Raw genomic sequence first — 14,606 nt, 5'->3', positions numbered from 1 at the left:
TAACCCGTTAGAAACGTGCGCCGCCGGGCGCACTACAAAAAAGAAACAGCTCTGTTTTTATGCAGAACTGTTTCTTTTTGTAGATCGTTTAAAACTTTTGATCATTTAACACAGGTACACGTTTTTTTATATTCATTACTCCTGAGTGATTCCCTTGAACTCGTAACCGGCTTCTTTGATCACTTCTTCCACTTTTGCCTCGTCAACCTTCTCAGGTACAGAGAATACAGTTGTTCCGTTCTCGTGAGAAGAAACTACGTCTTCTGCTCCGAAAGCTGCCTGGATGGCTTTGTTTACGTGTGCCTCACAGTGTCCGCACATCATTCCTTCTACATTGACTGTTACCTTTACCATTGTTTTGTTCTCCTTTTCTTCTTTTATATTTTCATCATGACTGATGTGTAATGTTACCGGATTTTTGATCGTTTTGTCTTTGGCTGCATTGTGGACCTGAAACAGATTCAGACGCAGCGCATTTGTTACAACACAGAAGCTGGAAAGACTCATGGCCGCAGCTCCGAACATCGGATTCAAGGTCCATCCGAAAAGCGGGATCCAGACACCTGCTGCAAGGGGAATGCCGATTATATTGTAGAAAAATGCCCAGAAAAGATTCTCATGGATATTCCGAAGTGTGACGCGGCTTAAACGTACTGCCGCTGGAACATCGCTTAACTGGCTCTTCATCAGAACGATATCTGCCGCATCAATGGCAATATCTGTTCCTGCACCGATGGCAATTCCGATATCGGCTCTTGTAAGTGCCGGCGCATCGTTGATACCGTCACCGACCATGGCAACCTTTCCCTGCTCCTTCAGAGTGCGGATCACACTTTCTTTTCCATCCGGAAGAACTCCTGCGATCACATCGTCAACTCCTGCCTGAGCTCCGATGGCTTTTGCGGTACGCTCATTGTCACCGGTAAGCATAACTACACGGATTCCCATGTTCTGAAGCTCTTTTACTGCACGGGGACTGTCTTCCTTGATTACATCCGCAACTGCGATGATTCCCAGAAGTTTTCCGTTTCGGGTGAAAAGAAGGGGTGTTTTTCCCTGCTCTGCAAGCTGATCGGCCCGCCTGTTAAGGTCTGTGGAAACCTTTGTCTGGCTGCTGATAAATTTCATGCTTCCGCCTGTCAGTTTGTCACTTCCAAGCACGGCAGAAAGTCCGTTTCCCGGAAGTGCCTGGAATCCGGTTACTTCACCTGTGGCAAGGTTCTCTTCCACGGCTTTTTTGAGAACTGCCTTTGCCAGTGGATGCTCGCTTTTTTTCTCCAGTGCACAGGCTAGAGTGAGAAGCTCTGTTTCTGTGATTCCCTCTGCCGGGAGAATATCTGTTACCTCCGGCTGACCACTGGTAATGGTTCCGGTTTTATCCAGTGCGATGATCTGGATTTTTCCTGCTTCCTCCAGGGAAACAGCTGTTTTGAAAAGGATTCCGTTTTTGGCACCCATACCGTTGCCGACCATAATGGCAACCGGTGTTGCAAGGCCAAGTGCACAGGGACAGCTGATGACCAAAACGGAAATTCCCCTTGCCAAAGCATAACCGAAGGTCTGTCCTGCAAGAAGCCAGATGATCGTTGTGATCACTGCAATAGTGATCACTGCCGGTACAAACACGCCTGAAACACGGTCTGCGATCTTTGCGATCGGTGCCTTGGTGGCTGCCGCATCACTGACCATTTTTATGATCTGGGAAAGAGTGGTATCCTCTCCGACTCTGGTTGCTTCACATCTGATAAATCCGGACTGGTTCACGGTTGCCGCAGAGACCATGTCTCCGGCTTCTTTATCAACCGGGATACTCTCTCCGGTCAGTGCGGATTCATTGACTGCGGTGGTTCCTTCCAGGATCACTCCGTCCACCGGAATATTCTCTCCCGGACGGACAACAAAGATGTCTCCTTTCTGAACCTGCTCAATAGGAACGGTAAGTTCCTGTCCCTTTCGTACTACAACCGCAGTTTTTGGCGCAAGCTTCATAAGGCTTTTCAGGGCATCGGTAGTTTTTCCTTTGGAACGGGCTTCCAGCATTTTTCCTACGGTGATCAATGTCAGGATCATGGCTGCAGATTCAAAATAAAAATTCATCATGTAATTCATAACTGCAGCAGAATCTCCGTCTGCCTGTGCTCTTGTCATGGCAAACAGTGCATAGACGCTCCACAGGAAGGATGCCATGGAGCCAAGAGCTACCAGAGTATCCATATTTGGGGAACGGTGCCACAGACTCTTAAATCCATTGATGAAAAATTTCTGGTTGATCACCATAATGATACCAGCCAGGAGCAGTTGTACCAGTCCCATGGCTACGTGATTGCCGTCAAACCATTTCGGCAGTGGCCATCCCCACATCATGTGCCCCATGGAGAAATACATCAGCACCAGCAAAAATCCCACGGATGTGATAAGACGTCTCTTTAGGATCGGGGTTTCATGATCTTCCAGCGCTTCTTCTGCCGCAGACATGGAAATCTTTGCTCCGGCAGCTCCGCCCTTTAAGGATGCACCATATCCGGCGGCTTCCACTGCGGCAATGATCTCGCCGGATGAAGCGGTTCCTTCAACTCCCATAGAATTGGTCAGAAGGCTGACGGAACAGCTATCCACCCCCGGAACCTTTGATACGGCTTTTTCCACACGGGCAGAGCAGGCGGCGCAGCTCATACCAGTTACATTATATTGTTCCATTTTCTTTCAGTACCTCCTAAAATCCAGTTTATCCCTTTATTTCATCAGCTTCTGGAGGGTTGCTACCAGCTCATCAATGGTCTCATCCTTACCTTCCCGGATATCTCGGGCAACGCAGGTGCGGATGTGGCTGGCAAGCAGCTCTTTGTTGAACGCATTGACTGCAGCATTGACTGCGGCAGACTGGATTAAGATATCATTACAGTAGGCATCATTCTCCATCATTCCTATAATGCCTCTGATCTGGCCTTCAATACGTTTCAGACGGTTGATCAGCTTTTTTTTCTCCTCTTCTGAACGTGCAGTGTGTTTTTCACAGCAGCAGGGACAGACTTTCTTTTCAGACATAAGCTGTCTCTCCTTTCTCATAAATACCCTAATGGGGTATCCTCTTTATATGGAACAATATATACCCTCATAGGGTATTTGTCAATAGAAAACAGTATTTTTCATAATAAAAAAGCCCGCTCATCCGATATTGGCAATGAGCGGGCAATATAAACTTATATTTAACTGAATCAGGTAAGTCCCCAACGGGGTTGCGAAAAGCAATAAGCAGTGGGTGGGGACTTGTCCATAATTTTACTCTTCCACGATATGTCCGAAATAATAGAATCCCTTGCAGGTATCCAGGCTTACTTTTACATATTTGCCGATGAGATCTTTTTCTCCCGGGAAATGAACCAGAAGATTATGCTGGGTACGGCCAGTAAGAGTGCCCTTCTCCCGGTTTTCATCTTCTACCAGGATTTCCTGTACGCTTCCCTGGAAACGGGAGGAATTTTCCCGGCCCTTTTCCTGTACCAGAGTAAGAAGACGACTGAAACGGTCTTTTACCACATCCTCCGGTACCTGATTTTCCATGCCGGCAGCAGGGGTTCCGCTTCGTTTGGAATAAATAAATGTGAAGGCGGTATCGTAATTTGCTTTTCTTACAACATCCAGTGTTTCCTGGAAATCTTCTTCTGTTTCTCCCGGAAATCCGACCATGATATCTGTTGTCAGTGAAATATCCGGGATTGCCTTACGAATCTTATCTACCAGTTCCAGATATTTCTCCTTGTCGTAACGGCGGTTCATTTCTTTTAAGACTCTGCTGCTTCCGGACTGCAGCGGAAGATGCAGATGGTGACAGATCTTCTGGCTCTCTGCCATGGTCTGGATCAGTTCGTCGGAAAGATCCTTCGGATGTGAAGTCATAAAACGGATACGCTTCAGCCCTTCGATCTTTTCCACCTCTTTCAGAAGTTCTGCAAAGGTCACCGGTGTTTCCAGAGTTTTTCCGTAGGAGTTTACATTCTGACCAAGAAGCATGATCTCAGTAACGCCATCTGCCACCAGTTCTTCGATCTCGCGGATGATGGCCTGTGGCTCGCGGCTCTTTTCGCGGCCACGGACATAAGGAACGATGCAGTAGCTGCAGAAGTTATTGCAGCCAAACATTACGCTGACTCCTGTTTTGAAGGAGTATTTGCGGGAAGTTGGCATGCCCTCTACGATCTCATCGGATTCCTTCCAGATATCAATGATCTGGTCGTCGGTCTGCAGCGTCCGGTAAAAAAGCTCCGGGAATTTGTGGATATTATGGGTTCCGAATACAAGATTTACATATTTATAATCCTTGCGGATCTTTTCCACTACGTGATGTTCCTGCATCATACATCCGAACAGTACGATCTTCATATCCGGGTGATCTCGTTTGATGCGCTTTAAATGTCCAAGATGTCCATAAATCTTCTGATTGGCATTTTCCCGGACTGTGCAGGTGTTAAATACAACTGCATCGGCATCCTCGGTATCGACCATTTCATATCCCATTTTTTCCATGATGGCCGCAATAGACTCTGTCTGAATGGAGTTCATCTGGCATCCTTCGTTCTGGATGTGGAAGGTGGGACGTTTCGTACTGCTTTTGGCAAGAAGCTCTTTACATTTTTCAATGTACTGAAGCTGGATCTCTGTTTCTTTGTTCTGGCTCAAATCAATTCCTCCAATAACTAAAAATTTCATATGTATCTATAAATTATTTTTCTTTAGACAATATCAGACGGGAGCATTTAACTCCCGTCTGATATATCATACAGAATTTACAGTTGTCTGTCAAAGAGTTTTTATAATAGCGGTGCAAAAACTCTCAGTACGTTCTGAATGGCACGTACCACAATATTTCTCTTCTGGCAGAATGCCAGATCAATGGGATCACAGTACTCCAGGGTTTCTGTAAAATCATCCCGAATGTCCAGGATCACATCATTCTTATACATCCAGACACCATCTTCAAAATGTAGATAAAGGCTTCGGTAATCCAGATTTATGGTTCCTACGACGCCTACTTTGTCATCGCAGACAAAAGATTTTGCATGTAAGAATCCCGGCTGGTATTCGTAGATCTTTACACCTGCTTCCAGAAGCTGTTTATAATAAGACTGTGTCAGCAGGAAGACCATTTTTTTGTCCGGGATGCCTGGTGTCATGATCCGGACATCTACACCGCTTTTTGCAGCGAGGCACAGGGCGGTCATCATCTCATTATCTATGATCAGATATGGCGTGCAGATATAAACATAGTTTTTGGCGCGATTGATAATATTAAGATAAACGTTCTCTCCTACGATCTCATCGTCCAGGGGGGAATCGCAAAATGGCTGGACATAACCGCTTCCCGGAAATTCGTTGGGGTGCCACCTGTGCGGAACATAATTTCCGAAATCAAGAGAAGTATCTGTTCTGGTAACGATTCCCCACATATACAGGAACATAGCTGTCATATTCCAGACGCCTTCTCCTTTCAGCATAACGGCTGTATCCTTCCAGTGGCCAAACCGTTTTCGCTGATTGATATATTCGTCAGCCAGGTTGATGCCGCCGGTAAAACCGGTCCAGCCATCGATCACACAGATCTTACGGTGGTCACGGTTATTCTGGATAATATTAAGAATCGGACGGAATCGGTTGAATACTTCGCATTTGATCCCCCGCTGGCGCATCTCCTGATCATACTTGTATGGCAATGTGGTAAGGCAGCCGAAGCCGTCATAGATCAATCGGACATCCACTCCTTCTTTAGCCTTTTTTTCAAGGATATTAAGGATCGTCTGCCACATTACCCCGTCATTTATGATGAAATATTCGATAAAAATAAAATGCTTTGCCTGCTCCAGTTCATGCACCAGAACCGGAAACATATCATCTCCTACCTGGAAATACTCTGCTGTGGTATTCTCGTGAACCGGATATCTGGAATATTGCCAGATATAATCCGACTGGATTCTCATGGAACGGTCGTCTTCGTTTAAACGTTTTCTTGTGAGCTCTGAGCCTTCCAAGTATTCTGCAGTTTCATCAATAAGATTCTGATAATGCTGTTCCATCACAGTACCGATCCTTGATTTACCGAAAAGAAGGTACAGGGAAACACCAAATACCGGAAAAATAAGGATCAGCATCGTCCAGGCGAGCTTATAGGATGGATTGATCTTTTTATTTACGATCCACAGAACAACCAGAAAACCTATGGCCTGCATTCCGATCGTCACCCATCTGGAGTATTCCATAAGCCGGAAAAGGGCGATCAGCAGCCACGCCAGCTGTACAACAAGAGCCAGAGCTACATAAAAAATTCGATTAAATAATAATTTAAGGAGCGATCGCAATGGTTTGATAATCAGTTTAATAAACAAATTCATATTTCTTTCCTTCGTCAAACGTTCCTGTTTCTATTTAATTAAAAATCCCTGACCATACAGCCAGGGATTTTTGCGCACAATTAATTATATTTACGTTTTCTTGCGGCTTCAGATTTTTTCTTACGACGAACGCTTGGCTTCTCGTAATGCTCTCTCTTACGGATTTCCTGCTGGATTCCCGCCTTAGCACAGCTTCTCTTGAATCTGCGAAGAGCGCTATCTAAAGTCTCGTTCTCTTTTACGATAACGTTTGACATAGACTCACACCTAACCTCCCTCCAGTTGTAGATTGTGCTAAAATACAACTGTCTGGGTATTTTTCTTGCACGAGTGTTATTATATAGCATAACAAGTGCTTTCGTCAACATCTTTTTCGATTTTTATGAAAAAAATGTCAAAACTGTAAATCACGCGCAACTTTGTTATTTTGTGAGCTGTTTTTCAAGGATTCCTGCTGCTGCGTCCATAGCTTCCTGAGCCTTTTCCGGATTCTTTCCGCCGGCCTGTGCCATGTTCGGACGTCCGCCGCCGCCACCGCCAACGATCGCTGCCACTGCTTTGATCAGGTTTCCTGCATGAGCGCCTGCTTTCTGAGCTGCATCCGTTGCCATTGCAAGAAGATTAACCTTGCCGTCGTTTACTGCTGCAAGAAGGACAACACCTTCACCAAGCTGCTCTTTCAGTTTATCACCCAGGTCTCTGAGACCGTTCATGTCAACGCCTTCAACTTTGGCTGCAAGGAGTTTTACGCCGTTTACTTCAACGACTTTATCCATGACATCGCCAAGTGCACTCTGGGCAGCTTTGCTCTTGAGGGATTCATTTTCGCTCTGAAGAGCCTTTACCTCAGCCTGCAGGTGGCTGATCTTTTCTACAACCTCGGCTGTATTGGCCTTTAATGCTTTTGCAGCCTCATGGAGAAGCTCTTCCTGCTTTCTGTAATATTCGATAACTGCTTTGCCGGTAAGTGCCTCAATACGGCGTACACCAGCTGCGATACCGGATTCGGAAACGATCTTAAAGAGCATGATGGAGCTTGTATTCTTTACATGAGTACCACCACAGAGCTCTTTGGAAAAGTCTCCCATGGATACTACACGTACCTTCTGGTCATATTTCTCACCAAAGAGAGCCATTGCTCCGGATTTCTTTGCTTCTTCCACATCCATGACATCGGTATGGACATCAAGACCTGCCTGGATCTCTTTGTTTACAATATCTTCTGTTGCCTGGATCTCTTCTGCTGTCATTGCCTGGAAATGAGCAAAGTCAAAACGAAGTCTGTCCGGAGTTACCAGAGAACCCTTCTGCTCTACGTGGGAACCAAGAACAGTTTTCAGTGCTTTCTGAAGAAGATGTGTTGCACTGTGGTTTTTCTCGGTATCTTTTCTTGCTTCTTCGTTTACCTGCAGGGATACTGTCTCACCTGAGGAAATCATACCGGATTCCATATGTCCTACATGACCGAATTTGCCACCGCGGAGTTTGATGGTGTCCTCAACAACAAATTTACCGTTTGCAGTCTCGATCACACCGGTATCACCTTCCTGTCCGCCCATTGTTGCATAGAAAGGAGTCTGCTCTACAAATACGGTACCCTTCTGTCCCTCTGTGAGAGAATCTACGATTTCTGTTTCTGTGGTAAGGACAGTAACCTTGGAATCAAAGGTAAGATGATCGTAGCCGACGAATTCTGTTGTTACGTTTACATCGATATCATCGTATACGGTTGCGTCTGCACCCATATAGTTGGTTACTTCACGAGCAGTACGTGCCTTGACCCTCTGCTCTTCCATTGCCTTCTGGAAGCCTTCCTCGTCAATGCCGTAGCCTTTCTCCTCAAGAATCTCTTTTGTAAGGTCAAGAGGGAATCCGTACGTATCATAAAGCTTGAATGCGTTGTCACCGGAAAGAGTCTTTTCACCTGCTTTTTTCATATCCTCTTCCATGTCGGAAAGGATGCGAAGTCCCTGATCGATAGTTTTGTTGAACTGATTCTCCTCATTTGTGAGTACACGGAAGATGAACTCTTTCTTCTCCTCAAGCTCCGGATATCCGGCTTTGGAGCTCTCAATTACCTGTGCACTTAATTTGGCAAGGAAAGTCCCCTCAATACCGAGAAGACGTCCATGACGTGCTGCACGGCGGATCAGACGACGGAGAACATATCCACGTCCCTCATTGGTAGGCATGATTCCATCGGAGATCATAAATGTTGCGGAACGGATATGGTCCGTGATCAGACGGATGGAAACATCATCTGCGTAGTTTTTCTCATATTCTTTATGTGCGATCTCGCATACAAGATTACGGAGTGCACAAATTGTATCTACATCAAAAATAGAATCTACATCCTGAACAACTACAGCAAGACGCTCAAGTCCCATACCGGTATCGATGTTTTTCTGTTTCAGGGTTGTGTAGTTTCCGTTTCCATCGTTCTCGAACTGTGTGAAAACGTTGTTCCATACTTCCATGTAACGGTCGCAGTCGCAGCCTACCGTGCATCCGGGTTTGCCGCAGCCGTATTTCTCTCCGCGGTCATAATAGATCTCAGAACATGGACCACACGGACCTGCTCCATGCTCCCAGAAATTATCTTCTTTTCCGAAACGGAAAATACGTTCAGACGGAATCCCTACCTCTTTGTTCCAGATATCGAAGGCTTCATCATCATCCTGGTAAATGGATGGGTAGAGACGGTCTGCATCAAGTCCTACAACCTCTGTAAGAAACTCCCAGGACCAGTGGATGGCTTCTCTCTTGAAGTAATCACCAAAAGAAAAGTTACCAAGCATTTCAAAGAAAGTACCGTGACGTGCGGTTTTACCTACGTTCTCGATATCTCCGGTACGGATACATTTCTGGCAGGTTGTCACTCTTGTTCTTGGCGGCTTCTCAGCACCTGTAAAATATGGTTTCAGCGGAGCCATACCTGCGTTGATCAGCAGAAGACTCTTATCTCCCTGAGGAACCAGGGAAAAGCTTTTCATTACAAGATGGCCCTTGCTTTCCATAAAGTCAAGGAACATCTTACGAAGTTCGTTCACTCCGTACTTTTTCATGTTGTTATCCTCCTTGTGTCAACCCTACCTGTCAGCATTTCCGGAATGCGGTAGCTTTATCCCGGAAATGTCACAGATATGGGAAATTATTTTACACAGATTTTTTTGAATTTTTTCTTGCCTCGTTTCAGAACGATCCCGTCCCCTGCAAAAGCATCCTTCTCAACCGTGTGGTAAATGTCGGTGAGCTTCTCACCATCGATGGATACACCACCCTGCTGGATCGCACGGCGACCCTCGGAACGGCTTGGTACCAGCTCTGCTTTTACAAGAAGTGTGATCAGGTCGATTTTTCCTTCCTCGTCAAAATCTTCCTCTGAAAGCTCTGTTGTAGGCATATGAGAAGTATCTGCACCTGAGAACAGTGCGCGGGCACCCTCCTGTGCTTTCTTGGCTTCCTCCTCACCGTGTACAAGCTCTGTCAGCTGGTATGCAAGGATCTCCTTGGCTTTGTTCAGCTCGCTGCCTTCCCATTTGGCCATCTCGTCGATCTCCTCAAGAGGAAGGAAGGTAAGAAGACGCATACATTTGATAACGTCAGCATCGTCTACATTTCTCCAGTACTGGTAGAAATCGAACGGGGATGTCTTATTCGGATCAAGCCATACAGCTCCGGACTGTGTTTTTCCCATTTTTTTGCCCTCAGAATTGAGAAGCAGTGTGATGGTCATGGCATAGGCATCCTTGCCAAGCTTACGGCGGATCAGCTCAGTACCGCCAAGCATATTGCTCCACTGGTCATCGCCACCGAACTGCATGTTGCAGCCATATTTCTGGTACAGCATGTAGAAGTCGTAGCTCTGCATGATCATGTAGTTAAATTCCAGGAAGCTTAAGCCTCGCTCCATACGCTGTTTGTAGCACTCTGCTGTCAGCATACGGTTTACGGAAAAGTGAGCGCCTACCTCACGGAGAAGCTCTACATAGTTAAGGTTCATAAGCCAGTCAGCATTGTTTACCATAAGAGCTTTTCCATCAGAGAAATCGATGAAACGGCTCATCTGCTGCTTGAAGCAGTCAATATTGTGCTGGATGGTTTCTTTTGTCAGCATCTGGCGCATATCGGTCCTTCCGGACGGGTCACCGATCATTCCTGTTCCGCCGCCAAGAAGGGCGATCGGACGGTTTCCTGCCATCTGCAGCCTTTTCATCAGGCAAAGAGCCATGAAGTGACCTACATGAAGGCTGTCTGCTGTAGGGTCAAAGCCGATATAGAATGTGGCTTTCCCGTTATTTACCATCTCTTTGATCTCATCTTCGTCTGTAACCTGTGCGATCAGGCCACGTGCTTTCAGTTCTTCCCAAACTGTCATTGTTCTTTCCTCCTGTATAGCTTTTATGTTTACGCTTTTATTAAAATTTATAATTTACAGTATCAGCGTAAAAAATAAAAATGCCCGGTTCCTGTCCGTTTAGGACGAGAACCGGGTCCCGCGTTACCACCTAAATTTACAGAAAACTCGCATTTCCTGCCTCATAAAGTGAATTTACATCCCATTATATCCATATATATCAAGATATAAAACCACTTCAGCACAATAACGGGTGCCATTCCGTCGCAGCCTATCTATAATACGTTATTACTATAAAATTTATAATTTACAGTATCAAATCCCGATTCGGTGCGCAGCTCCGGGATGTATTCACAGAAGTTCTACCCTGCGCCTCTCACCTGCCGGCTGCTCTCTGTGGGGCTTTCCTCAAGCTACTTCTTCCCTTCCAAGCCTTTTACTATACTATATGAAGTATACAAACTGCTTTTTTGTTTGTCAAGAAATTTTAATATTGCTTTGACAACTTAAAGTGGCAGAATATTACTATTCACTCCGTTCTCAATTTCTGTTAGCCATTTATTCCCTCATCTACGTAAAGGTCATTGCCGTCTGCCGCTGATGTGGCAAGCTGATCACACCGTTCATTTAACGGATTATCCGCATGTCCCTTAACCCAGTGGAAGCTTACCTGATGCTGCTCCTTGGCCTTTAAAAGGCGTTTCCAGAGATCTACGTTCTTCACATCTTCGTTTTTTCCACGTTTCCAGTTTTTCTTCAGCCAGGAATCGATCCAGTGCTGATTAAAAGCATCTACCAGATACTTGGAATCGGAATACAGATCCACCTGGCAGGGACGGTTCAGTGCTTCCAGCGCTACGATAGCTGCCATTAACTCCATCCGGTTGTTTGTAGTTTTTTTGTATCCTCTGGATAGCTCACGTTCATGTAACTGACCTTTGGTATCAATATACTGAAGAACCGCTCCGTAGCCTCCCGGTCCGTCCGGATTTCCCCGGGCTGCACCATCAGTGTAGATTTTTACCTGCATATTTGATTCTCCTTAAATTTTTGATTTTATGTCCATACGCCTGTTTGTTCAAAGTTTACTGCCGGAAACTATGTTGTTTATACCCAGTCTACAAAAAATGTATGGCCTTTATAAGTTTCATATTTCACTTTGCTGAAATTCAGATTCTGGTTCCAGAAATAGCTGGTCATCATGAAATACATATAATTAAAATCTTTCTGTTTAAATCCGCTGAGTGTTCTGGCTTTGCCGGAAGTAACATGTTTATTGAAAATAGTCATGGCTTCCCTTGCAGCCTGATAGGCAAGAGTACGGTTCTCGAACTGACCATTGAGTCGTTTAAGAAGGGCACCGTTCCTCACTACAGAATACTGCGGAGTTGTACTGCTTCCGATATTCTCATAGATCACACCGCGGATCGTAGACGGAAATTCTCTGTCTGATTTGATCGTACGATTCAGAACACAAAGTGCTACTGCTTCCATTCCAATCTTGCCCTGATCTCCTGCCTCTGATTCACAAAGTGCGGCCAACAGTGCTTCATCGGATGTCTTGCCGTTGACTATTCCGGGATGGCTCTTATATTCTTTTACCATAGTGTAATATCTGCTGTTTTTGGTATCGTAAACTTTGACATTTCCATTGCTGACATTTACATTTGGTTTGGTAGTCTTCGCAGTGGCCACTCCGTTTGCTGCGATGGAGTATGTAATTCCATTCACTGTCACGGAGGTACTTACTGCCATGACACCGTTGGATTTAAAATAATATTTTTTCTGATCGATGGTTTTCAGACCGGTGCACATATAACCGGTATCAGGAGCAAAATAGTAGCTGATATTTTTGGATTTGTTTTTTACCCATTTGGTCGCCATATAACCGGAAGTTTTGTAAAAATAACGTTTCTGCCCTTTGCTGTTGGTGAGCCAGCCGGTTGCCATAATGCCTCCGCCTTTTGTGAAATAACGCTTTCTTCCATTGCTGCAGTTTATCCAGCCTGTGGTAAGCTTACCTGTTTTGGGATTGAAATAACGCTTATGGCCTTTGGAATCTGTCATCCAGCCGGTTGCCATAACACCCTTGCCTTTTGTAAAATAGTATGTATATTTGCCATTGACCTTCATCCAGCCCTTTACCTGTACTCCGGTCTTTGTGTTAAAGTAGTACTTGTATCCGCCCAGGGTCATCCAGCCTTTCTGCTTGCTCCCGTCACTTTTTATGTAGTATGTTTTTCCACCGATAGTTTTAAAGCCTGCAGTGGCAGCCTGTACCTCTTTTGCAGAAGCAGAAAAGACTGTGCTTCCCACGATCATCAGCATGGCAAGCATCAGACCCTTCAGCCATTTTTTTGTTCTGAAACTCTTCATAATTTTCCCCATCTCCTGTTTTAGATATAAAAGCTAGTTCGTCTCAAAAATTACAAAATTGTTACATTTCGTTTATTATATCGTAATGAATAAACACTGTCAACTTTTTTGTAACTGTGGACGGACTCCTGCCATATGATGAAGTGTAAATAAAATTTGCTGGAGGACTTATCGATGAGTGACTTAGCGGCTACCAATTGTGGATGTGATTGTGGATGTGGATGTGATTCCGGATGCAGCACGGGATGTGGATGTAACAATAACTGTGGCTGTAATAATAACTGCGGAACTTCCCTGTTTGGAAACGGTGGAAACAGCTGCTCCTGTATCCTTTGGATCATCTGTCTGATGTGTTGCTGCGGAAACAACAATGGCTGTGGCTGCAATAACAACGGCTGCAACGACAGCTGCTGGATCATCATCCTTCTTCTGCTTTTGTGCGGAAATGGATGCGGCTGCAACAATTGCTGCTGATCTTTTGAAAAGGCAGAGGTCATTTCCTCTGCCTTTTCTGCTGCCGTTTTTCTGCCTCCTCCTGTTTCTTTTTTTTCTCTTCCAGACATTTCAGATCTATCTCATAAAAAGAATTTCCATCAATGACAAGTTTCTGTTTTTTTTCAGATTCCATAACCGCATTCCTTTGAAAAATTTCTTCTATATATAATATGACCAGGGAAGGTTTCTGTCATATTTCTTTCTGCAAATTCATAGATTTCAGGAAAAAGGACTTTTTTATGGAACAGGAGCCTATCGCACGTACTGCTCTGGATGAAATGGTGGAAAGTGACCAGAATCAGATGCTGAAGGCTATGATCCCGTACCTTCCTTCTTCAGGGCAGCAGTTTTTATCTGTGTATACGAAAGTCCAGGAACTATGGAATACCATGTCACTTTTTCAAAGTAGCCGTAAAACAGCCGATCTGCAGGCTACCGGTTTTTCCGGAACCGATCCTCTGGAAATGCTGCAGGATATCCGTAAGTGCTGTGGCGGAGAAAATCGCCGTCAGATCGATCATATCACCAGTCTTATGGCTACGATCCAGATGCTTCGGATCATGAATGAAGATTCGTCAGGAGGTGAGAATCCATGAGTGATGATTGGAAAAATAATCCCCGGCTTTCCGGAATGGACCCTCAGAAGCTTTCAATGCTTCAGGGTCTGGCAGATCAGGGATTGGGGAAAAATCCGTCCGAACTTCTGCCATTTATCATGGGTGCAGCTTCTAAAGGAAAAAATGCGGGCTTAAATTTCAGCTCTGATGAGATCTCCACTATCATAGAAGTTCTTAAAATGGGGAAAAGTTCAACAGAGGTAGCTAAGCTTGACAGAATTGTGAATCTGATGAAAATGATACGTCATTAACAGCTCTGCGATCCCGGAACAGCATTTTTTCTGTTCCGGGATTTTCCACTTTATAATTCTTTTTATATTTGCCGGAATATAATCTGCAAAAATCTGACATATCTATAGATTCTATCGCATAATTCAT

Annotated in this window: 13 protein-coding genes; 3 read left to right on the top strand and 10 right to left on the bottom strand. The window is 45.0% G+C overall.

Annotation, left to right across the window (positions count from 1 at the left end):
- Positions 1–135: 135 nt before the first annotated feature.
- From EYS05_RS15420 to EYS05_RS15380, 9 genes are all read right to left on the bottom strand, one after another.
- Positions 136–2,697, bottom strand: a complete 2,562-nt coding sequence (locus tag EYS05_RS15420) for a heavy metal translocating P-type ATPase (RefSeq protein WP_138277496.1) — start codon at positions 2,695–2,697, stop codon at positions 136–138.
- 36 nt (positions 2,698–2,733) lie between these two features.
- Positions 2,734–3,045 (bottom strand): metal-sensing transcriptional repressor, encoded by a 312-nt coding sequence (locus EYS05_RS15415; RefSeq protein WP_118368760.1) that lies wholly within the window; start codon positions 3,043–3,045, stop codon positions 2,734–2,736.
- Positions 3,046–3,279: 234 nt separating this feature from the next.
- Positions 3,280–4,707 (bottom strand): tRNA (N6-isopentenyl adenosine(37)-C2)-methylthiotransferase MiaB, encoded by a 1,428-nt coding sequence (miaB, locus tag EYS05_RS15410; protein ID WP_118368747.1) that lies wholly within the window; start codon positions 4,705–4,707, stop codon positions 3,280–3,282.
- 101 nt (positions 4,708–4,808) lie between these two features.
- Complete coding sequence (cls, locus tag EYS05_RS15405) at positions 4,809–6,383, bottom strand: cardiolipin synthase (protein WP_118368746.1); 1,575 nt, start codon at positions 6,381–6,383, stop codon at positions 4,809–4,811.
- An 80-nt stretch (positions 6,384–6,463) separates the two neighbouring features.
- Positions 6,464–6,640: a 30S ribosomal protein S21 gene (gene rpsU, locus EYS05_RS15400; RefSeq protein ID WP_004222305.1), complete on the bottom strand. Its 177-nt coding sequence runs from the start codon at positions 6,638–6,640 to the stop codon at positions 6,464–6,466.
- 165 nt (positions 6,641–6,805) lie between these two features.
- Positions 6,806–9,448, bottom strand: a complete 2,643-nt coding sequence (alaS, locus tag EYS05_RS15395) for an alanine--tRNA ligase (RefSeq protein ID WP_118368745.1) — start codon at positions 9,446–9,448, stop codon at positions 6,806–6,808.
- Positions 9,449–9,534: 86 nt separating this feature from the next.
- Positions 9,535–10,761 carry a tyrosine--tRNA ligase gene (gene tyrS / locus EYS05_RS15390; RefSeq protein WP_015524942.1) on the bottom strand — a complete coding sequence of 409 codons (1,227 nt, stop codon included), beginning with the start codon at positions 10,759–10,761 and terminating at the stop codon, positions 9,535–9,537.
- Between the two features lie 529 nt (positions 10,762–11,290).
- Positions 11,291–11,770, bottom strand: coding sequence for a ribonuclease HI (rnhA, locus tag EYS05_RS15385; RefSeq protein WP_118368744.1), 480 nt, complete (start codon positions 11,768–11,770; stop codon positions 11,291–11,293).
- A gap of 77 nt (positions 11,771–11,847) precedes the next feature.
- Positions 11,848–13,116, bottom strand: a complete 1,269-nt coding sequence (locus EYS05_RS15380) for a cell wall hydrolase (protein WP_118368743.1) — start codon at positions 13,114–13,116, stop codon at positions 11,848–11,850.
- 174 nt (positions 13,117–13,290) lie between these two features.
- Here EYS05_RS15380 and EYS05_RS15375 point away from each other — a divergent pair, with 174 nt between their 5' ends.
- Complete coding sequence (locus EYS05_RS15375) at positions 13,291–13,590, top strand: hypothetical protein (protein ID WP_118368742.1); 300 nt, start codon at positions 13,291–13,293, stop codon at positions 13,588–13,590.
- Positions 13,591–13,609: 19 nt separating this feature from the next.
- Here EYS05_RS15375 and EYS05_RS17815 read toward each other — a convergent pair whose 3' ends face one another.
- Positions 13,610–13,744 (bottom strand): hypothetical protein, encoded by a 135-nt coding sequence (locus EYS05_RS17815; RefSeq protein ID WP_255638896.1) that lies wholly within the window; start codon positions 13,742–13,744, stop codon positions 13,610–13,612.
- Between the two features lie 106 nt (positions 13,745–13,850).
- Between EYS05_RS17815 and EYS05_RS15370 the strand changes: the two genes are divergently transcribed.
- Both EYS05_RS15370 and EYS05_RS15365 read left to right on the top strand, forming a co-directional pair.
- Positions 13,851–14,207 (top strand): hypothetical protein, encoded by a 357-nt coding sequence (locus tag EYS05_RS15370; RefSeq protein WP_118368741.1) that lies wholly within the window; start codon positions 13,851–13,853, stop codon positions 14,205–14,207.
- Positions 14,204–14,479 carry a hypothetical protein gene (locus tag EYS05_RS15365; RefSeq protein ID WP_118368740.1) on the top strand — a complete coding sequence of 92 codons (276 nt, stop codon included), beginning with the start codon at positions 14,204–14,206 and terminating at the stop codon, positions 14,477–14,479. Before EYS05_RS15370 ends, EYS05_RS15365 begins: the two co-directional genes overlap by 4 nt.
- Positions 14,480–14,606: the final 127 nt, after the last annotated feature.

The organism is Blautia sp. SC05B48 (genome assembly GCF_005848555.1).
GTDB lineage: Bacteria > Bacillota > Clostridia > Lachnospirales > Lachnospiraceae > Blautia_A.
The sequence above is the reverse complement of the archived record's forward strand: the minus strand, read 5'-3'. Positions and strand labels throughout refer to the sequence as shown.

Excerpts from the sequence above, each read along its gene's own strand:
- cls (WP_118368746.1), bottom strand. The coding sequence starts at position 6,383 with ATGAATTTGTTTATTAAACTGATTATCAAACCATTGCGATCGCTCCTT.
- rnhA (WP_118368744.1), bottom strand. The coding sequence starts at position 11,770 with ATGCAGGTAAAAATCTACACTGATGGTGCAGCCCGGGGAAATCCGGAC.
- tyrS (WP_015524942.1), bottom strand. The coding sequence starts at position 10,761 with ATGACAGTTTGGGAAGAACTGAAAGCACGTGGCCTGATCGCACAGGTT.
- EYS05_RS17815 (WP_255638896.1), bottom strand. The coding sequence starts at position 13,744 with ATGGAATCTGAAAAAAAACAGAAACTTGTCATTGATGGAAATTCTTTT.
- EYS05_RS15365 (WP_118368740.1), top strand. The coding sequence starts at position 14,204 with ATGAGTGATGATTGGAAAAATAATCCCCGGCTTTCCGGAATGGACCCT.
- EYS05_RS15375 (WP_118368742.1), top strand. The coding sequence starts at position 13,291 with ATGAGTGACTTAGCGGCTACCAATTGTGGATGTGATTGTGGATGTGGA.
- rpsU (WP_004222305.1), bottom strand. The coding sequence starts at position 6,640 with ATGTCAAACGTTATCGTAAAAGAGAACGAGACTTTAGATAGCGCTCTT.
- EYS05_RS15380 (WP_118368743.1), bottom strand. The coding sequence starts at position 13,116 with ATGAAGAGTTTCAGAACAAAAAAATGGCTGAAGGGTCTGATGCTTGCC.
- EYS05_RS15370 (WP_118368741.1), top strand. The coding sequence starts at position 13,851 with ATGGAACAGGAGCCTATCGCACGTACTGCTCTGGATGAAATGGTGGAA.
- alaS (WP_118368745.1), bottom strand. The coding sequence starts at position 9,448 with ATGAAAAAGTACGGAGTGAACGAACTTCGTAAGATGTTCCTTGACTTT.
- EYS05_RS15420 (WP_138277496.1), bottom strand. The coding sequence starts at position 2,697 with ATGGAACAATATAATGTAACTGGTATGAGCTGCGCCGCCTGCTCTGCC.
- EYS05_RS15415 (WP_118368760.1), bottom strand. The coding sequence starts at position 3,045 with ATGTCTGAAAAGAAAGTCTGTCCCTGCTGCTGTGAAAAACACACTGCA.
- miaB (WP_118368747.1), bottom strand. The coding sequence starts at position 4,707 with ATGAAATTTTTAGTTATTGGAGGAATTGATTTGAGCCAGAACAAAGAA.